Genomic DNA, 18,847 nt, shown 5'->3' on the forward strand with positions numbered 1-18,847 from the left:
ATGGCTATGACCCGCCTGCACCTCTTCGACCTCGACGGCACGCTGATGTACGGCTCGGCCGCGCCGGTCGAGATCTCCCGCCAACTCGGCCTGAGCGCCGAGATCGCCGAGCTGGAACGGGCCTTCGGCGCGCGTGAGATCGGGCCGCACCAGTTCTCGATGGCTGCCCACGCACTCTGGGCCGAGCTCACGCCCGCGCATGTCCGGGCGGCGTTCGACGGGTCCCCCTGGCTCGCGGGAATCCGGGACGTCTGGCAGGAGATCCGGGAGCGCGGGGACTACTGCGCGGTGATCTCCCTGTCGCCGTCCTTCTTCGTGGAGCTGCTGCTGGAGTGGGGCGCGCACGCCGCGCACGGTTCGGTCTTCCCGGAGGTGCCGTTCACCCGGCCGGTGGAAGCCGCCGGGATCCTCACGCCTGAGGGCAAGGTCACCGTGGCGGACCGGCTGTGCGAGCAGTTCGGTGTGAGCCGGGGCGACTGCGTCGCGTACGGGGATTCGGTGACCGACTCGGTGCTCTTCGAGGTGGTGCCGGTGTCGGTGGCGGTCAACGCGCGGCCCTATCTGGCGGAGCGCGCGACCCATGTCTACGAGGGCCGGGACCTGCGGGACGCATATCAGCTCGTAGGGGTGGCACGCCCGGGAGTTCAGGCATCTTAGGAGGAAAGTGGGTTCGAAACGCGGATTTTCCGCATTTCCCCACCGGCCTCTGAGTCGGCTGGCACGCTGTGAAACCCGGAACCACGGATTCACAGACCGTGGCGCGTGCAGACCGACCGAGATGCTCGAAGCGAGGCACCGCATGGACGCTCCGCCCACCAGATCGGCCAGACGCGATACGGCCCGGATACCGGCCGAGGGCGGTGGTGGTACGGCAGAGCCCTCACCGGATGCCGTCCTCATCCGACGGAGCCTCGCGGAGGTCGCCCCCATAGCCGACAAGGTGACCTCCTACTTCTACGCTCTGGTGTTCACCGGCCACCCGGAAGTGCGGGGGATGTTCCCCGCCGCCATGGACGCGCAGCGCGACCGGCTGCTGAAAGCACTGCTGACCGCCGCCGAGCACATCGACAATCCCGAGGTACTCGTGCCCTACCTGCGCCGACTGGGCACGGGGCACCGCAAGTACGGCACGATGGCCGGCCACTATCCGGTGGTCGGCGAGGCCCTCGTCGGGGCGCTGGCCCGGTACGCGGTGGTGAGCTGGGGGCCGGAGACCGAGGCCGCGTGGGTGCGGGCGTACACCGCGATCTCCCAGATCATGATCGACGCGGCGGCCGAGGACGAGGTGAAGGCACCGGCGTGGTGGCACGCGGAGGTGGTCTCCCACGATCTGCGCACTCCCGACATCGCGGTGCTGACGGTCCGCCCCGACCAGCCGTACGCCTTCCTGGCCGGCCAGTACGCGAGCCTGGAGACGCCGTGGTGGCCCCGGGTGTGGCGGCACTACTCCTTCGCCTCGGCGCCGCGCGCCGACGGGCTGCTGTCGTTCCACGTCAAAGCCGTCCCCGCGGGCTGGGTCTCCAACGCGCTGGTGCGCCACGCCCGCCCGGGGGACGTGCTGCGCCTCGGACCGCCGGCCGGGTCGATGGTGGTGGACCACACCACGGACAACGGGATGCTGTGTCTGGGCGGCGGCACCGGCATCGCCCCGATCAAGGCGCTGATCGAGGACGTGGCCGAGCACGGCGAGCGGCGGCCGGTGGAGGTGTTCTTCGGGGCGCGCAGCGACAACGATCTGTACGACAAGGACACGCTGCTCGGGCTGCAGCGCTCACATCCGTGGCTGTCGGTGCGCCCGGTGGTGGGCGACGGGCTGGCCGGTCAACTCCCGCAGGCCGTCGGTGAACACGGGCCGTGGAGTTCGTACGACGCCTTCATCTCGGGGCCGCCCGCGATGATCCGGAGCGGGGTGGACGAGCTCCTTCGGATCGGCATCCCCGGCGAGCGGATCCGCCACGACGCGGTGGAGGAACTGGTGGGCATCCCCGGCTGAGACCGGCGGGCAGCCCGCCGGTCCCAGTCCGGGCTCAGCCCAGGTCGGGAGCGTGCATGGCCCGTACGCCCTCGATGTTGCCGTCGAGGTAGTGCCGCAGGGACAGCGGTACGAGATGGACGGCGGCGATCCCCACGCGGCTGAAGGGCACGCGGACGATCTCGTACTCGCCCTCGGGTTCGTCGATTTCGGGGCCGTGCCGCAGGCTCGGGTCCATCGACTCGAGGTGGCAGACGAAGAAGTGCTGCACCTTCACGCCGGTCACCCCCCTGTCGGCGATGTGCTCGACGGTGTCGACGAAGCAGGGCACCACATCGGTGATCTTCGCGCCGAGTTCTTCGTGGACCTCTCGGTGGAGGGCGTCGACGACGGTGGCGTCCGAGGACTCCACGCCCCCGCCGGGGGTGAGCCAGTACGGATCGACGCCGGGCTTGGTGCGTTTGATGAGGATCAGGTCGTCACCGTCGAGCAGGATCGCGCGGGCGGTGCGTTTGACCACGGGACGTTCGGTCATGGGAGAAGAGTGGCCCACCGCTCCCCTTCTGAAACGCGCCACGGGCCGCAAAAGAAGGGCTCACCAGTGCACGGCGGCGTCCACCAGCCGGTCGTGCGCCCGCGCGAGGTGGGCGAGGGCGAGGCTCCCGGTCCGCACGACCAGGAACCAGGTGCGCAAGGGCGGTACGGAGGGCTCGGCCAGGGCCACGATCCGGCCGCTGTCGAGGGCCTCCTGGCACAGGTAGCGGGGCAGGACGGCGAGCCCGGCGCCGGCCCCGACGCATTCCAGTACGGCCCGCAGGTCGGGCGCCACCACGGTGGCGGCCAGGGACCGGGCATCGGGAAGGGTGTCGAAGACGGCGGCCCAGTACCGGGTGACGAGCGGCAGCGTCTCGTGGACCTCCACGACCGGGATGCCGTCGAGAGCGGCCGGACCCTCTTCGCACAGGCGCTCCGTGGCGACGAGCGCGGCCCAGTAGGGCGCGGCCACCAGCACCTGCTCCTCGTCGCACAGGGCGGTGGCGGTGAAGAGCCCGCCGCGCGGCTGTGCGGTGGTGACGACGAGGTCGTGGTGACCGGCGGCCAGCCCGTCGAGGGCCGCTTCGGCGCCGGTCTCCAGGGCGGCGCGCAGGGTGTGGCCCTGACCGACGAGGGGTGCCAGGGCGGGCAGCACGCGCAGGCACAGGAACTCGGGTGGCCCGGCGACGTGGAGGGTGCGCAACGCACCGGCGGCCTCCCGCCCGGTCTCGGTGATCCGCAGCAGCGCGTCGAGGTGCGGGGCGGCCTGGTGGGCGAGTTCGTCGCCGACGGCGGTGGGGGTGACACCGCGGGCCCGGCGGTGGAAGAGGGGCCGCCCCAACTGGCGTTCCAGGGTGCGGATCTGCGAGGTCACGGCGGGCTGGGACAGGCCCAGGAGGGCGGCGGCGCGGGTGAACGAGCCGGCCCGGTGAACGGCGACGAAGGTGCGCAGCAGGGCCAGGTCCATCGCGGCACCTCTCGGTGGGGGCCTTCAACTATAAATATGCCGATAGGCCCCTGTCGTTACCGTGATTGGACTCTGACGCAGGGTCAATTAGCCTTGTCGCGTGGTTCCTCGCGCGCGGAACCCGGGCGGTCCGAGCCACGAGGGGGGAGGCTCGGACCGTCGTCCCAGGGCGCTGCTCAGCCGGCGCGGCCTGCGAGGTCGAGGGCGCGCAGGACGTCCGCGACCAGGTCCTCGGTGTCCTCGGCCCCGGCGGAGAAGCGGATGAAGCCCTCCGGCACGGCGTCGCCGCCCCACCGTCCGCGCCGCTCGGCGGTGGACCGCACTCCACCGAAACTCGTGGCGTCCTCGACCAGGTGCAGAGCGGCCATGAAGCGTTCCGCGTGGGCACGGTCGGGCAGGGTGAAGGAGACCACCGAGCCGAAGCCCCGCATCTGGCGGGCGGCCGTCTTGTGCGAGGGGTCCGCGGCCAGGCCCGGGTAGCGCAGCCCGGTCACGTGCGGGCGGCCGGTCAGCGCCTCGGCGACGGCCAGCGCGTTGGCCCACTGCCGGTGCGCGCGCAGCTGGATCGTGGCCAGGGAGCGGTGGGCGAGCCAGGCCTCCATCGGGCCCGGGATCGCGCCGACGATCTTGCGCCAGCGCCGGACGCCGGCGGCGAGCTCCGGGTCGCGGCAGACCACGTACCCGAGCAGCAGGTCGCCGTGGCCGGTGAGGCCCTTGGTGCCGCTCGCGACGGAGAAGTCCGCCCCGAGCTCCAGGGGCCGCTGCCCGAGCGGGGTGGCGAGGGTGTTGTCGACGGCGACCAGGGTCCCGCCGGCGTGCGCCGCGTCCGCGAGGCGCCGTACGTCGCACACGTCGAGCCCGGGGTTGGACGGGGTCTCGATCCACAGCAGCCGGGCTCCGTCGAGGACCGCGAGCTGGGCGTCGTCCCCGGTCGGGGCGGTGCGCACGTGGATCCCGTACGCCTCCAGCTGCTCCCGCAGCAGGGGCAGCGCCTGGTAGCCGTCGTCGGGCAGGACCACGGTGTCGCCGGTGCGCGCCTGGGAGAGGAGGACGGCGGAGACCGCCGCCATGCCGGAGGCGAAGACGATGGTGTGCACCTCCTCGCCGGGGGCCTCCAGTTCCCCGATCGCCCGCTCCAGCAGGGTCCAGGTGGGGTTGGTGTCGCGGCCGTAGGCGTACGGGCCTTCGACGTCGCCCGGGAGGTGGAAGTGGGCGGCGAAGACCGGTCCGGGCAGGGTCGGCTCGTTCTTCACGGGCTCCGGCAGTCCGGCGCGGACGGCTCGGGTGCCGTCGCCGATCGCCTCGGCGGTTCTTTCGGGGGCGTACTCGTTCACGCGGTGTGCTCCTTCACGGCCTCGCGTACGGCGTCCAGCAGACCCGGGCTGGCCGCCTCGACCAGCTCCAGGCACTCCTCGAACCCGTCGAGGGACCCGTAGTAGGGATCCGGTACGTCGGTCTCAGCGGCCGCGGCCGGGTCGTAGGACCGCAGCAGCCGGATCTTGGCGGCGTCCTGCGGGGTGGGTGCGAGTGCCCGCAGGTCCCGCAGGTGTCCCGCGTCGAGCGCGATGACGAGGTCCAGGCGGGCGAACCAGGAGGAGCGGAACTGCCGGGCCCGGTGGTCCTGCTCGTAGCCCGCGGCTTCCAGGACGGAGACGGTGCGCGCGTCGGCGCCGTCGCCCTCGTGCCAGCCGCCGGTGCCGGCGCTGTCCACCTCGACCAGGTCTTCGAGGCCGGCCCGCGCCACGTGGGCACGGAAGACGGACTCGGCCATGGGGGAGCGGCATATGTTGCCCGTGCAGACGAAGCAGACGCGGTAGATGGGCGTCATGGGCGTCCCGTTCAGTTCTTGTCGGGCAGGACCATGTTCACGGCCCAGGAGACGATGGAGATGATCAGGCCGCCGAGGACCGCGGTCCAGAAGCCGTCGACGTGGAAGCTGAGGTCGAGCTGCGAGGCCAGCCACGAGGTCAGGAGCAGCATCAGGGCGTTCACGACGAGGGTGAACAGGCCCAGGGTGAGGACGAACAGCGGCAGCGAGAGCAGCTTCACCAACGGCTTGACGATCAGGTTCACCAGGCCGAAGACCAGGGCGACCAGGATCAGGGTGAGCGTCCGGCGGCCCAGACTGCTGCCGTCGTCGAGGGTGATGCCGGCGAGCAGCCAGATGGCGACGGCCAGGGCCGCCGCGTTGGCGAGCGTCTTGACTACGAAATTCATCATGTGTCTGATCGTGGCAGAGAAGATCCCGGTGGGACATCCGCAGATCAGCGGATGCGACGGCGCTACCGAGCACAAGGGGCACAACCACGATGAAAGCCTTCCGGCTTGACGAGCTCGAAGCGGAGCGGGCCGCCAACGACGGCGCCTATCTGCAGTTCCTGCGCGAGCGGAACATGTCCGTCGGGCTGTACGCGCTCGACGCCGGGCAGGTCGATCCGCAGCAGCCCCACCGCCAGGACGAGGTGTACTTCGTCGTGAGCGGGCGCGCCTCGATCACCGTCGGGGAGGAGACGACCAACGTGGCGCGCGGCAGTGTCGTCTACGTGCCGGCGGGCGTCCCGCACAAGTTCCACCACATCACGGAGGACTTGAAGGTGATGGTGGTCTTCTCCCCGCCGGAGAGCTGAGCGGCGAGCTGAGCGGGGAGCCGGGCGGGAAGCCGGGCGCACCGGGCGGCTGAGGGTCGGAGTCCGGATTCCCCTAAGGGGCGGGTCAGGGGAGTCCGGGGGCTCGCGGGCCCCGATTCGGGGCCGTGGACTCCTAGCATCGAGAGCAGGAAGTCAAGGACGAGGAAGAGGTCGAGGACATGGACGGCATCCGAGAGACATTCGCAGGCATGCCCTGGTGGGTTAAGTGGGTCGCCGTTCCGCTGCTGGCGCTGTTCGTGTTCGGCGGTGTGATCACCAGCATCCTGACCGTGCTGATCGGGGTCGTCTTCAAGGTGCTCCTCTTCGTCGGCCTCGTCGCCGGCTTGGTGTTCGTCGTGAAGAAGGTCGGTGGCGGCCGTACGAAGTCGTCCTCCGGCGACTGGTAGAACGCGGCGGGGACGAGCCCGGCGGGTCCGGGATTGAGCCAGGTGAGGGAACGTGAGGCACTAAACCGCTCACACCCCCGGAATCGGCGGATAGAGTGGCATTCTGCGCCGGTCCCGGGGCATCGAAAGCCGGTACTGCCGCTCTGACCTGCGGTGATGCTAACGAGCCGCCGAGTACGACCCCCAGGAGACACGGCATGCGCGGGGGCGGCCCCCGCAGGGCGGGCCTCCCCGAAGGCCCGCCGCCACGCCTGGGGGTGAGCTTTGTCTCCGCTTCACAACGCCGGTGTGCCGACGCTGATCGGCTCGGTCCAGAGGGCGCTGAGACTGCTCGAAGCAGTGGGGGCCCATAGTCAGGGAGCCCCGGCGAAACAGCTCGCGCGCGAGGCCGGGCTCCCGCTTCCCACCGCGTACCACCTGCTGCGCACCCTCACCCACGAGGGCTATCTGCGCAGGGAGGGCGGTGTCTTCGTCCTCGGCGACGCCGCGGGTCGGCTCGCCGGTGGGGGACTCCAGCAGAAACGTCGCAGCATGATCCTCGACTCCCTCGCGCACTTCCGCGACGCGGTCGGGGCCCCCGTCTACTTCGCGGTCTACCGCGAGGGTGAGATCGAGGTCGTGGGAGTTTCGGACACCCAGACCAGCCCGGCCTGCGAGGAGTGGGCCGACTTCCGTGAGACCGGACATGCGCACGCCATCGGGCAGTGCCTGCTCGGACAACTCGACGAGAAAACGCGCAAGGACCATTACGACCGATATCCGGTCGAGCCGATCACCGCTTATACCGTGCGGGATCTCCGGTCGCTCGAGCACCGGATCGGGGCCCTCGGGCGAATGCAGCCAGTAACCGAACGCCAGGAATATGCCCTCGGCACGGTCTGTGCGGCCATCCCCATCACGGCGGGCGATACCGCCGCAACCATGGCGATTTCTCTCCCCCTGCACCAGGAAGATCGATTGCGCTATGTAGTCAATCGACTACGGAGTGAAGTAGGCGCGCTGTTGAGCACCCTCTCGTTCTCTATCAGTATCTGAAAACTCACTCCTTGTGATCTGCTAGCGCTTCCACCACTCTTGTCAAGAGGAGCCTGGGGGATCATTCCTGGCCACTTCCACTACAGCGGGGTAGGCAATGCGCGAGTCGGTACAGGCAGAGGTCATGATGAGTTTCCTCGTTTCCGAGGAGCTCTCGTTCAGGATTCCGGTGGAACTCCGGTACGACGCCCGTGATCCCTACGCAGTCCGCCTGACCTTCCACCTTCCCGGAGACGCGCCCGTGACCTGGGCGTTCGGCCGGGAGCTCCTCCTCGACGGCATCAACAAGCCGTGCGGTGACGGCGACGTGCACATCGCCCCCACCGATCCGGAGGAGCTGTCCGACGTCCACATCCGGCTGCAGGTCGGCGGCGACCGGGCCCTGTTCCGCGCCAGCGCGGCTCCGCTCGTCGCGTTCCTCGACCGCACCGACCGGATCGTTCCGCTCGGACAGGAGCGGAACCTGGGCGACTTCGAGGAGAACCTCGACGAGGCGCTCGGCAAGATCCTGTCGGAGTCGAAGCAGAACGAGCAGAACGCCGGCTGACGCACGAGCTCACGCTCACCCGCGCCCGCCCGCCCATCCCCTCGGGAACCCCCTGGGGAAGACCCCTTCAGCGCTTGCGCCGCCGGCCCCGGCCGCCGCGGACCGGCCCCGCGGCCGGCGCGACGTCCGGGGATCCCGGCCGGTCCGCGGAAACCACCAGCGAGGCCAGCGCCGTCGTCACGGGGACCGAGGCCACCAGTCCGATCGAGCCCACGAGGGTCCGTACGATCTCCACCGCGACCAGCTCGCTGTTGGCCACCGAGCCCATGCTGCTGTTCGCGATCGAGAACAGCAGGAGCAGGGGCAGTGCGGCACCCGCGTAGGCCAGCACCAGCGTGTTGACCACCGACGCGATGTGGTCGCGGCCGATCCTGATGGCCGCCCGGTAGAGGGCGCGCGACCCCATCGAGGGGTCCGCCTGGTGCAGTTCCCAGACCGCCGAGGTCTGGGTGACCGTCACGTCGTCGAGCACGCCCAGCGATCCGATGATCACGCTTGCGAGCAGCAGACCGCTCATGTCGATGTCCGGGTACAGCCCGTGGATCAGCCCGGTGTTGTCGTCCGTGTTGCCGGTGAGGGACGCCCAGCCGATGAACACCGAGCCCAGCAGACCGATCAGCACCAGCGAGACGAGGGTGCCGAGGACGGCGACCGAGGTGCGGGCGGTCAGGCCGTGGCACATGTAGAGCGCGATCAGCATGATGGCGCTCGCCCCGATCACCGCGACGACGAGGGGGTTCGAACCCTGCAGGATGGCCGGGAGGATGAAGAGCGTCAGCACGCCGAAGCTGACGATCAGCGCGATCAGTGCGAACAGCCCGCGCATCCGCCCGACGAGGACGACCGCGACCGCGAAGATGCCGGCCAGCACCGCCAGCGGGATCTTGCGGTTCACGTCGATCACCGAGTACTGGAGGTCGCGGGGGGCGTCGGGCGCGTAGGCCACGACCACCTCCTGGCCGTCCGTCAACTGCCGTGGCGCACCCGGCTGGACGATCTCCACGAAGGTGCGGCCCTTGTCCGGGCCGGTGCCGATCTCGACGGTGGCCTTCTTGCACTCGCCGGTCTGCGCGGCCTGGGCCTCACGGCCCTCGGGGGTGGAGGGGTCCGCGGTCGGCGGTACCTGTGCCGCGTTCACCGATTTGCAGTCGACGTGTTCGAGGGAGACGACCTTGCCCTGCTGGGTCTGCCGGTCGAAGCCCACCCCCGTGCGCTCGTGGGCGGGGGCTCCGCCCGGCCAGAGCACCACCATGCCGATGAAGACGGCGGTGGCGAAGGGGATCAGTACGGCCGCGATGACCTTGCGCAGGTGCTTCGATACGGGGGCCGCCGGGCCGTGCCCGTGGCTGTGACCGTGGCCATGGGAATGACCGCCGGAGGGGCCGGCGGAGGGATCGGACGAGTGCCCGGCGGAGTGTCCCGGGCCGTGGTGCTCGTGGCCGTTGTGGCCATGGGGCTCTGTGGGCTCGGTGGGGGGCTGCGGCGAGAACGTCACCAGCAGATCATCGCAAGAGATGAGGGGGCCCACTGTTCAGCACGCCATGGATGACGCTAGCGTGGGGGCTACTTTGCACAACGCGGGAGCTCGGAGCACCGGGCTGAGAGGACGCTGATCACCGTACGCGCATCACGGATGCGTACGGGAAGAGGCTGCGTCGACCGCCGAACCTGTTACCGGGTAATGCCGGCGTAGGGAGATCAGGTCTCATGACCATTCAGGACGCACGCACGCCTGCCGTCAGCCAGGACGCCGACGGCCGGACCGAGCGCCAGCCCGGCTGGCACAAGGGCTACGTGGCGGGCTCCCGCCCCGACATCCGGGTGCCGGTCCGCCAGGTCCACCTCACCAACGGCAAGGACGTGACGCTCTACGACACGTCCGGTCCGTACACCGACCCGCAGATCGAGACCGACGTACGCCGGGGCCTCGCCCCGCTGCGCGAGAACTGGATCATCGGCCGCGGCGACACCGAGGAGTACGCGGGCCGTCCCGTGCGCCCCGAGGACGACGGCATCAAGCACACCTCGCCGCGCGGTGGCCTCAAGAACCTCGACGCGGTCTTCCCGGGCCGCCCGCGCCAGCCCCGCCGCGGCCGCGGCGGCCAGGCCGTCACGCAGCTCGCGTACGCCCGCCGGGGCGAGATCACCCCGGAGATGGAGTACGTCGCGATCCGCGAGAACGTCTCTCCCGAGGTCGTCCGCGAGGAGATCGCCGCAGGTCGCGCAGTGCTTCCGGCGAACGTGAACCACCCCGAGATCGAGCCGATGATCATCGGCAAGCGGTTCCTGGTGAAGGTCAACGCCAACATCGGCAACTCCGCGGTCACCTCCTCCATCGAGGAGGAGGTCGACAAGATGACCTGGGCGACCAAGTGGGGCGCCGACACGGTCATGGACCTCTCGACGGGCCGCAACATCCACACCACCCGCGAGTGGGTGCTGCGCAACTCCCCCGTCCCGATCGGCACCGTGCCGCTCTACCAGGCGCTGGAGAAGGTCGACGGCCGCGCCGAGGACCTGACCTGGGAGATCTACAAGGACACGGTCATCGAGCAGGCCGAGCAGGGCGTCGACTACATGACGGTCCACGCCGGCGTGCTGCTGCCCTACGTGCCTCTGACCGCCCGCCGCAAGACCGGCATCGTCTCGCGCGGTGGCTCGATCATGGCCGCGTGGTGCCTCGCGCACCACAAGGAGAACTTCCTCTACACGAACTTCGAGGAGCTCTGCGACATCCTCGCGACGTACGACGTCACGTACTCGCTGGGCGACGGCCTGCGCCCCGGCTCCATCGCGGACGCCAACGACGCCGCGCAGTTCGCGGAGCTGAAGACGCTGGGCGAGCTGAACACGATCGCCAAGCGCCACAACGTCCAGACCATGATCGAGGGCCCGGGCCACGTCCCGATGCACAAGATCAAGGAGAACATCGACCTCCAGCAGGAGATCTGCGAGGAGGCGCCGTTCTACACGCTCGGCCCGCTGACCACGGACGTCGCGCCCGCGTACGACCACATCACCTCGGGCATCGGCGCCGCGATGATCGCCTGGTGGGGCACCGCGATGCTCTGCTACGTCACGCCCAAGGAGCACCTGGGCCTGCCCAACCGCGACGACGTGAAGACCGGCGTCATCACGTACAAGATCGCGGCGCACGCCGCCGACCTGGCCAAGGGACACCCCGGCGCCCAGGAGTGGGACGACGCCCTGTCGGACGCGCGGTTCGAGTTCCGCTGGGAGGACCAGTTCAACCTGGCCCTCGACCCGGACACGGCCCGCGAGTTCCACGACGAGACCCTTCCCGCCGAGCCGGCCAAGACCGCGCACTTCTGCTCCATGTGCGGCCCGAAGTTCTGCTCGATGAAGATCTCGCAGGACATCCGCCGCGAGCACGGCGGCGACCTGAAGGCCGATGAGATCCAGGCGGGCATGGCGGAGAAGTCCGCCGAGTTCGCGGCCTCGGGCAACCGCGTCTACCTGCCGCTGGCCGACTGACCCCTCAACGGTCCGTGTGAGCGGCGCAGGCTCCCGTCCGGGCCTCCGCCGCTCGGCTCGCACTCGTCAGGCGACCACGAGGTACGGGTCCACCTTGCGCCGGGCGAAGTCGAGGTTGGCCCGGACCCGGTCGCGCTGATCGTCGGGAAGGGCGTCCCCCGCGAGGAGCAGTTCGCAGCATTCCAGCGACTCCTGGTACTCGCCGACCCAGTAGGCGGCCACGGCGAGCTCGTCGAGGGCGCGCCACTCGTGCCAGTCGAACTCGACGAACAGCGTGTCGTCCGGGCGGGGGATCCGGACCGCCTGCCGGGCGAACATGTACGCCAGCGGCCAGCGGTTTTCGTTGCGGCAGAGACGGGCGAGACTGCCGAGCGCCTCCACGCGTGAGGGACGGCTCTCGTGCGCCCGGAGGAAGCGGTCCATGACCTCGGCCGACGGCCTCTTGAGACGCGCCGCGATCCGTGCCGCGTAGAGCCGGGCGCAGAAGGATTCCTCGGCGAAACCGCCCATGCCCGCCCGGTGGTCGTAGGCGGCGAGGGACTTCTCCGCTTCTCCCGCGTCGCGCCAGCTCTGGGCCAGGTAAAAGGCGTAGCGGGTATTGTCCGGTTCCTTGGCCAGCCCTTGTTCGAGAATCCCCGCGTCGCGCAGGTACTTCTCCCGCTCGCCCCCCTCCCCGAGGCGTGACCCGCCGCCGACGATGAGGATATTGACGCCTTCGAGCACCCCGTGGGTGTAACGGACCTCGCAATCGAGGTACTCGTGGAGTACGCCTACGTACTTCCAGGGCAATCGGGTGGAGACGAGAGCGGGCCGCCAGTGGATGACGGGCTCGTGATGCACGGCGAGGCGGTACGAATCGAGGGTGAGGTCCGGCATGCGAAAGCCGGGCTGCACCTCCATCACGTCGTCGGCGTCGATGAAGAGCAGGTAGTCCGCGCTGGAGCGGGCGAGGTCGATGGCCTCGCTGCGGCTGCCGTCGAATCCCTTCCAGGGCCGCTCGTGCAGGACGCCGGGCAGATCGCTGAAGAATTCCCGGATGATGTCCTGGGTGCCGTCGGTCGAGCCCGTGTCCACGATCACCCATGTATCGATCAAAGGGCGCACCGACTCGAGACAGCGCCGGATCACGGAAGCCTCGTTCTTGACGATCATGTTCAGGCAGACTTTTGTTTTCAAGGGCCCCGTCCACTGTGGTGACGAAGTTGAAGATGGCTGTGAGGCGACGGTAGGGACCCGGGTAGTGCCCTGCAAGGAAGCTCGAACGGCCATTGGGGGTGGACTGTTAGTCCGACAAGATGACTTTCCCGCCCGGCGACCGGCCGCTTGCGACCGCGATACCCACGATGACTGAGGCGGCCCGACCGGGCCCGTCGCGCATCGTTCGATCCGGTTTCGCAAAGGAGCGGCGTAAATGAGTCCCGAGAACAGAACCAGGTCAGTCCTTGGTCCGTTGCCCAGACGGAGCAGCTGGCTGAAGGGTGGAACCCTTGCCTCACTTGCCCTGGTGATGGTGGGAATCTCCAGCCCGGCGTTCGCCACGGCCCAGAGCATGGAGGTGGCCGCGACGGTCAAGGCCGCGAGCCCCACAGGCGGCGGGGACGACTGCAGGCCGCACAGGAAGCCCAACCGTGAGCCGGAGGAGGAGCGCGGCGAAGCCGGCCCCCGCGGCGGCGATCACGACGACTGCCAGCAGGGCGCCACGGGCGCCACAGGTGCCACGGGCGCCACAGGTGCGACCGGTGCGACGGGTGCCCCGGGGAACGATGGTGCTCCCGGCGCGACGGGTGCCACGGGTCCGGCCCTCTGCCGGTCCATCGACTCCGTCCGGGACCAGGGCAGCCGCGAGTTCACGGCGGTGATCCCGGGGGACACCAACACCTACGTCGGGGTCCGCGATCTCACGGGCAACACGGTCGGTGAGTACACCTGGTACGACCTCACCCTGAACGCCGACGGCAGCTATCCGGAGGATGCCTGCGCCGTCTCCGTCGCGCAGCAGGGCAACGACGTCGTGGTCCAGGTGGTGACACAGGGCACCGACGAGGGTGGTGTCATCTACCAGACCTTCTGCGACGTGGATCCGGGCAACGGGCAGGATCCGACCCAACTCGTGTGCAACGGTGCCTGGACGCCGGTGCTCGACCAGCCCGACGCGAACGACCCGGACGTCCGCCGAGGGGCCATCACCTCGCCGGTCCGTCCCGTCGACCCCCACCACCTGCCGAAGCAGATGAAGTAGGGCGCGAGGCCGGTCGGTCGGAGGTTACTCCGGCCGGTTCTCCGGGCCGCCGAAGTCCGGGCTCGTGAAGTCCGGAGGTGAGTAGCCGGGCCGGGGTCCCTCCGAGGGGGATCCCGGGCTGGTGAAGTCGGGCCGGGTGTATCCCAGGTTGGGGATGCGCCCGGCCGCCGGCGTTCTGGGGGTCGGGAAGCCCGGCCCCGCACTCGGATCGGCCAGCGCGTCCCGCAGGAACGGCATGATGCCCCGCTCCAGCAGCGCGTGCCGCCAGGCCTCACGCGCCCGCGCCACCTCGTCGGGTACGGTCTCGGTCTCGTTCGCCACCACTTCGGTCGCGCTGTTGCGGACGGCGGTCACCAGCAGCCCGATCACGGCGAAGAGCAGCGCCGCCACGGTGAGCGCGCCGAACAGCCAGCCCGCCGTCAGCATGGTCTCGGCGAAGGCGGGTTCGGGCTCGATCAGCTTGAGGCTGTAGCCGACGAGCAGGAAGATCAGCATGGCGGTGCCCGCCAGGACGGGCGCGAGGACCGCGACCACGGCGCTGGCTCCCGCGCCGCCGCCCGTGCCCTCCCCGCCGTCCTCGTCCCCCGTGGTGCCGGGTATGGACAGCGCCTCGTCGCGTCGTTCCTCGCGGACCTTCACGTAGTGGCCGTACTCGGCGGCGGCCGCGGCAGCCAGCAGCGCGCTGGCCCCCTGGGCCATGGTGCGCAGCTGTTCGGCGTTCAGCCGTTCGCCGAGGGTGGCGAGCTCGGGCCGTTCGTTCGCGGTGCGCAGCGCCTCGTCGAGGAGACGGTCGAACTCCGGCCGGTCTTCGGTCAGCAGGTGCGGAGCGCTGGTCATGTGCATCCCCCGATGCTCCGTAGAAGCCGGTATCCCCGCGTAGAACGGGGCGCCGGCACAAACGGAGGAGAGCCTGCTACGGATAGAGCGATGGTAGAGCGCCCACGCCACAGGTTGACAGGGGCTTTGCGGAAATACCCCCGTGGTGACAAACCTCAGTCGTTCAAGGGGAGCTGTACGACAAGCAGCTTGCCCGCCATCGTCACCCCGCCGTCCATCGCGATGGCGAGCCCTTCCGCGTACACGTGCGGGCCGTCCACGGCCTCCGGGCCGCGCGTCTCGTCCCCGTCCTCGGTGCCCACCTCGCCGAGCAGGTACGGGATGGGGCTGTGCCCGTGCACGACGCGGCTGCCGCCGTAGGTGTCCAGCAGTTCGCGTACGGCCTGCGGGCCGGTCCCCTCGTCGCGGAAGGCGAACCGCTTGGTGAACTTGCGGAAGAGGTCCCAGGTGATGTCGGCGTCGCCCCGGTTGAGGAGCTCGTGGATGGTGTCGTTGACGTCCTCGATGGAGTCGCCGTAGTCGAGGTAGGCCGTGGTGTCGGAGTGCAGGAGCAGGTGGCCCTCCTCCAGGACGGCCGCGTCCAGCCGCGACATCCACTGCAGGTGCACGTCCTGCAGGCGCTCCATGTCGGAGCGCTGGCCGCCGTTGAGGAGCCACGCGGCCTGGAAGGTGGCGGTGCCGGCGCCGGAGACGACGGGCGTGTCGCCGAACCGCTTGGCACCGATGAGCAGCAGCTCGTGGTTGCCCATCAGGGCCTTGCAGTAGCCGCCGGCGGCCGCGGCCTCGGCGGACAGCCGCATGACGAGGTCGATGACGCCGATGCCGTCGGGGCCGCGGTCGGTGAAGTCGCCGAGGAACCAGAGCCGGGCGTTGCCGGCGGACCAGCGGCGCTCCGCGTCGATGAGGCCCTGGGCGTGGAGTTCGGTGACGAGCTCGTCGAGGTAGCCGTGGACGTCGCCGACGACGTAGAGCGGGCCGGGACCGTCGGCCGCGGCCTCCTGCGGGACGTACTGGACCTGCACGGTGTCGCCGGGGCCGCCGAGGGCACCGCGGCCGATGATCGGCAGGTCGCGGTGGGTCGGGGTGTAGCCCTCGAAGTCGTCGTCCTCGGGGGTGTGGCTCGTCGCGTGCACGGGATGCGAGGCCGGCGGCGCGGCGGGCGGTGCGGCCGGCGCCGGTGCGTAGCCGGGCTGCGGGGGCACCGCCGGCGTGCCGTCGCCGTAGTACGCCGGGTACTCGCCGTAGACGGGAGCCTCGCCGGGATGCCCGGCGGATACGGCGTACGCGGCGGGTTCGGTGACTGGAACCCGGAAGTCCCGCAGCGTGTCCGTCCGCATCGCGGGTCCCTGACCGGCCCCCTGAGTCATCGACCCCTCCACCACCGTCGCGCTGCCGTACACCTGCGGACCCTCCTGACCTCCGGGGAGGAGGGTCCGTGATGTCGTGCGCCCATCATAGGAATGCGGCTCGCGCTCTGTGACGCACCAGGGGTGGTGAATCCTTTGCGGAGCCGATCGTTCCTACCGCTTTCTACCGATATAGGTGTTGCTGAAATACTCAGCCGGGTCGTCGGCAGCCCGACCGGACGGTCTGGCGGTCAGTCCTTGGCCGGGGAACGGGGTGGGCTGACGGTCGTGCGCGGCTGCCTGCGCTGCGACGACGTACGGATGATGAGCTCGGTCGGGACGACCTGTTCGACGGGGCGTCCGGTGTCCACTCCCTCGATCGCGTCGATGAGCAGCTGTACGACGGCGGTGCCGATGCGGCGCGGTTTGAGGGAGAGCGTGGTGATGGGCGGTTCGGTGTTGGCGTAGACGGTGGACTCGCTGCAGCACACGAGCAGCAGGTCCTCGGGGACGCGCAGGCCGTAGCGCCGGGCGGCGGCGAGCAGGTCGGTGCCGTTGGGGTCGAAGAGCCCGTAGACGGCGTCGGGCCGGTCGGGTCGGGCGAGGAGCCGGTCGGCGGCGACGGCGCCCGCGCACGGGTCGTGGGCGGGGTAGGACTCGTAGACGGGGTCCTGGCCGACGCGCTCGCACCAGTTGAGGTAGGCGGTGGTGGAGAGCCGGGTGTACGTGTCGGTGGTGGTGCCGGTCAGCAGCCCGATCCGGCGGGCGCCGGCGGCGGCGAGGTGGTCGAGCAGGCCGAGTACGGCGGCCTCGTGGTCGTTGTCGACCCAGGCGGTGACGGGGAGGGAGCCTGCGGGGCGGCCGTCGGAGACCACGGGCAGACCTTGGCGGACCAGTTCGGTGACGACGGGATCGTGGTCGGAGGGGTCGATGACGACGGTGCCGTCGAGGGCGACGTTGGACCACACGTCGTGGCGGGAGGTGGCGGGGAGGATGACGAGGGCGTAGCCGCGGGCGAGCGCGGCGGAGGTGGCGGCCCTGGCCATCTCGGCGAAGTAGGCGAATTCGGTGAAGGTGAAAGGTTCATCCCCGTACGTCGTCACGGTCAGGCCGATGAGGCCCGACTTGCCGGTACGGAGGGTGCGGGCGGCGGCCGACGGGCGGTAGCCCAGCCGGTCGGCCACCTCGCGAACGTGGCGGCGGGTGGCGTCGGGCAGCCGTCCCTTGCCATTGAGCGCGTCGGAGACGGTTGTGATGGAGACGCCGGCCGCGGCGGCCACGTCCCTGATGCCGGCCCGGCCCTGTCGGCCGGCGGCCCGCCGGGTGGTCTCGGTCCGGCTCACCTGATGCTTCCCTGCTGCTGTCATGGCGAGCCGATAGTAGGGCTCGGTGGGGTGGGTGGTCCGGGTGCATATGCACGCGTTGACAGGCACGATTCTGCATGGTTCGCCACCCCCAATGACCTTGGAAATGAAGGCATTTGATCGCTGAGAGTAGGGGTGGAGCTTGTCGGCGGGTCCGGGCATGCCAAAACGGTGTGGTCTCGGGACGGACTCAACTCACCTGCACGAGGGATGCGCGCCACGGCGCAGGCCACCGGCGCGCGCATATATGCGCGCGCTCCCCCGCATTCCAGGCGCCCCCATTCTCGGAACGGCGGAATCCTCATAAGGTGAGCAGTATTGAGTCGACGGCGACGTCGGACGGGACGGTCGAGGAGGACCTGCGGTGAGCGAGAAGAGCCCGAAGCTGCGCGCCGAGCTGGACGGCATTCCGACGTACAAGCCCGGGAAGCCGGCTGCCGCGGGAGGGCCCGTCGCGTACAAGCTGTCGTCGAACGAGAACCCGTACCCGCCGCTGCCGGGGGTGCTGGAGACCGCGGTCTCGGCGGCCGGCAGCTTCAACCGGTACCCCGACATGGCCTGCACCGGCCTCGTGAACGAGCTCGCCGAGCGCTTCGGCGTGCCCGTCGAGCACATCGCCACGGGCACCGGCTCGGTGGGCGTGGCCCAGTCCCTGATCCAGGCGGCGGCCGGTCCGGGCGACGAGGTGATCTACGCCTGGCGCTCCTTCGAGGCGTACCCGATCCTCACGCAGATCTCGGGCGCGACCTCGGTGCAGGTCCCGCTGACCGACGGGGACGTGCACGACCTGGAGGCCATGGTGGCGGCGATCACCGACCGGACCCGGCTGATCTTCGTCTGCAACCCGAACAACCCCACCGGTACCGCCGTGCGCCGCGCCGAGCTGGAGCGGTTCCTGGACCGGGTGCCCTCGGACGTCCTGGTGGTCCTGGACGAGGCGTACCGCGAGTTCGTGCGCGACACGGACGTCCCGGACGGCGTCGAGCTCTACCGCGACCGGCCGAACGTGGCCGTGCTGCGTACGTTCTCCAAGGCGTACGGCCTGGCCGGCCTGCGGGTCGGCTTCGCCATCGCGCACGAGCCGGTGGCCGCGGCGCTGCGCAAGACGGCGATGCCGTTCGGCGTCAGCCAGCTCGCGCAGGACGCGGCGGTGGCCTCGCTGCGCGCCGAGGACGAGCTGATGGGCCGCGTCGGGGCGCTGGTGGGCGAGCGTGCGCGGGTGCACGAGACGCTGCTCGCCCAGGGCTGGTCCGTGCCGGACACCCAGGCGAACTTCGTGTGGATGCGGCTGGGGGAGCGGACCGCCGAGTTCGCGGCGGCCTGCGAGAAGGCTGGTGTGGTGGTCCGGCCCTTCGTGGGCGAGGGCCTGCGGGTCACGATCGGTGAGACCGAGGCGAACGACCTCTTCCTGCACACGGCGGAGGCCTTCTTCAAGGAGCTGTAGGCGGCCGTGGTTGTCCTGGCGGCCGGACCCCTT

19 protein-coding genes and 1 riboswitch are annotated in these 18,847 nt (G+C 70.1%); of the genes, 9 read left to right on the plus strand and 10 right to left on the minus strand.

From position 1 onward, the window contains the following. The first annotated feature begins 6 nt into the window (after positions 1-6). Positions 7-657, plus strand: coding sequence for an HAD family hydrolase (locus RIU97_RS20455; RefSeq protein WP_404962887.1), 651 nt, complete (start codon positions 7-9; stop codon positions 655-657). Positions 658-778: 121 nt separating this feature from the next. Next, positions 779-1,993, plus strand: coding sequence for a globin domain-containing protein (locus tag RIU97_RS20460; RefSeq protein WP_404958808.1), 1,215 nt, complete (start codon positions 779-781; stop codon positions 1,991-1,993). Between the two features lie 34 nt (positions 1,994-2,027). Here the strand turns inward: RIU97_RS20460 and RIU97_RS20465 are convergent, their stop codons facing one another. From RIU97_RS20465 to RIU97_RS20485, 5 genes are all read right to left on the minus strand, one after another. Beyond that, positions 2,028-2,507, minus strand: a complete 480-nt coding sequence (locus RIU97_RS20465) for an NUDIX domain-containing protein (protein WP_404958810.1) — start codon at positions 2,505-2,507, stop codon at positions 2,028-2,030. A 60-nt stretch (positions 2,508-2,567) separates the two neighbouring features. Next, complete coding sequence (locus RIU97_RS20470; RefSeq protein WP_404958812.1) at positions 2,568-3,473, minus strand: LysR family transcriptional regulator; 906 nt, start codon at positions 3,471-3,473, stop codon at positions 2,568-2,570. A gap of 176 nt (positions 3,474-3,649) precedes the next feature. Further along, positions 3,650-4,807: a cystathionine gamma-lyase gene (locus tag RIU97_RS20475; protein WP_404958814.1), complete on the minus strand. Its 1,158-nt coding sequence runs from the start codon at positions 4,805-4,807 to the stop codon at positions 3,650-3,652. Then, positions 4,804-5,301, minus strand: a complete 498-nt coding sequence (locus RIU97_RS20480; protein WP_404958816.1) for a low molecular weight protein-tyrosine-phosphatase — start codon at positions 5,299-5,301, stop codon at positions 4,804-4,806. Before RIU97_RS20480 ends, RIU97_RS20475 begins: the two co-directional genes overlap by 4 nt. Positions 5,302-5,312: 11 nt before the next feature. Beyond that, positions 5,313-5,693 (minus strand): phage holin family protein, encoded by a 381-nt coding sequence (locus RIU97_RS20485; protein WP_404958818.1) that lies wholly within the window; start codon positions 5,691-5,693, stop codon positions 5,313-5,315. An 89-nt stretch (positions 5,694-5,782) separates the two neighbouring features. Between RIU97_RS20485 and RIU97_RS20490 the strand changes: the two genes are divergently transcribed. The 4 genes from RIU97_RS20490 (at position 5,783) to RIU97_RS20505 (ending at position 8,089) form a co-directional block, all read left to right on the plus strand. Continuing rightward, positions 5,783-6,100, plus strand: coding sequence for a cupin domain-containing protein (locus RIU97_RS20490; RefSeq protein ID WP_404958820.1), 318 nt, complete (start codon positions 5,783-5,785; stop codon positions 6,098-6,100). Positions 6,101-6,288: 188 nt separating this feature from the next. Next, complete coding sequence (locus tag RIU97_RS20495; protein ID WP_327419328.1) at positions 6,289-6,507, plus strand: DUF5326 family protein; 219 nt, start codon at positions 6,289-6,291, stop codon at positions 6,505-6,507. A 297-nt stretch (positions 6,508-6,804) separates the two neighbouring features. Further along, a complete protein-coding gene (locus tag RIU97_RS20500) occupies positions 6,805-7,542 on the plus strand; it encodes an IclR family transcriptional regulator (protein ID WP_404962888.1) in 738 nt (245 codons plus the stop codon). Positions 7,543-7,639: 97 nt separating this feature from the next. Next, entirely contained in the window at positions 7,640-8,089 is a 450-nt protein-coding gene (locus RIU97_RS20505) for an SsgA family sporulation/cell division regulator (protein ID WP_404958822.1), read from the plus strand. Positions 8,090-8,156: 67 nt separating this feature from the next. On the opposite strand, the gene RIU97_RS20510 is transcribed toward RIU97_RS20505, so the two are convergent. Next, positions 8,157-9,584, minus strand: coding sequence for a YibE/F family protein (locus RIU97_RS20510; protein ID WP_404958824.1), 1,428 nt, complete (start codon positions 9,582-9,584; stop codon positions 8,157-8,159). Between the two features lie 72 nt (positions 9,585-9,656). Then, a riboswitch (TPP riboswitch) is annotated at positions 9,657-9,802 on the plus strand. Here RIU97_RS20510 and thiC point away from each other — a divergent pair. Further along, positions 9,797-11,584, plus strand: a complete 1,788-nt coding sequence (gene thiC, locus RIU97_RS20515) for a phosphomethylpyrimidine synthase ThiC (protein WP_404958826.1) — start codon at positions 9,797-9,799, stop codon at positions 11,582-11,584. It overlaps the preceding riboswitch by 6 nt. Before the next feature lie 66 nt (positions 11,585-11,650). On the opposite strand, the gene RIU97_RS20520 is transcribed toward thiC, so the two are convergent. Next, positions 11,651-12,736 carry a glycosyltransferase gene (locus RIU97_RS20520; protein ID WP_404958828.1) on the minus strand — a complete coding sequence of 362 codons (1,086 nt, stop codon included), beginning with the start codon at positions 12,734-12,736 and terminating at the stop codon, positions 11,651-11,653. A 352-nt stretch (positions 12,737-13,088) separates the two neighbouring features. On the opposite strand from RIU97_RS20520, the gene RIU97_RS20525 reads away from it, so the two are divergent. Next, positions 13,089-13,823 carry a hypothetical protein gene (locus RIU97_RS20525; protein WP_404958830.1) on the plus strand — a complete coding sequence of 245 codons (735 nt, stop codon included), beginning with the start codon at positions 13,089-13,091 and terminating at the stop codon, positions 13,821-13,823. Positions 13,824-13,847: 24 nt separating this feature from the next. Here RIU97_RS20525 and RIU97_RS20530 read toward each other — a convergent pair whose 3' ends face one another. The 3 genes from RIU97_RS20530 to RIU97_RS20540 form a co-directional block, all read right to left on the minus strand. Further along, positions 13,848-14,666, minus strand: coding sequence for a hypothetical protein (locus RIU97_RS20530; RefSeq protein ID WP_404958832.1), 819 nt, complete (start codon positions 14,664-14,666; stop codon positions 13,848-13,850). Positions 14,667-14,815: 149 nt separating this feature from the next. Beyond that, a complete protein-coding gene (locus RIU97_RS20535) occupies positions 14,816-16,042 on the minus strand; it encodes a metallophosphoesterase (protein WP_404962889.1) in 1,227 nt (408 codons plus the stop codon). A 215-nt stretch (positions 16,043-16,257) separates the two neighbouring features. Beyond that, a complete protein-coding gene (locus RIU97_RS20540) occupies positions 16,258-17,373 on the minus strand; it encodes a LacI family DNA-binding transcriptional regulator (protein ID WP_327414982.1) in 1,116 nt (371 codons plus the stop codon). A 361-nt stretch (positions 17,374-17,734) separates the two neighbouring features. Here RIU97_RS20540 and hisC point away from each other — a divergent pair, with 361 nt between their 5' ends. Further along, positions 17,735-18,814: a histidinol-phosphate transaminase gene (gene hisC / locus RIU97_RS20545; RefSeq protein WP_404958834.1), complete on the plus strand. Its 1,080-nt coding sequence runs from the start codon at positions 17,735-17,737 to the stop codon at positions 18,812-18,814. Positions 18,815-18,847: the final 33 nt, after the last annotated feature.

Origin of the sequence: Streptomyces sp. 147326 (assembly GCF_045000215.1) — a bacterium.
Classification (GTDB): domain Bacteria; phylum Actinomycetota; class Actinomycetes; order Streptomycetales; family Streptomycetaceae; genus Streptomyces.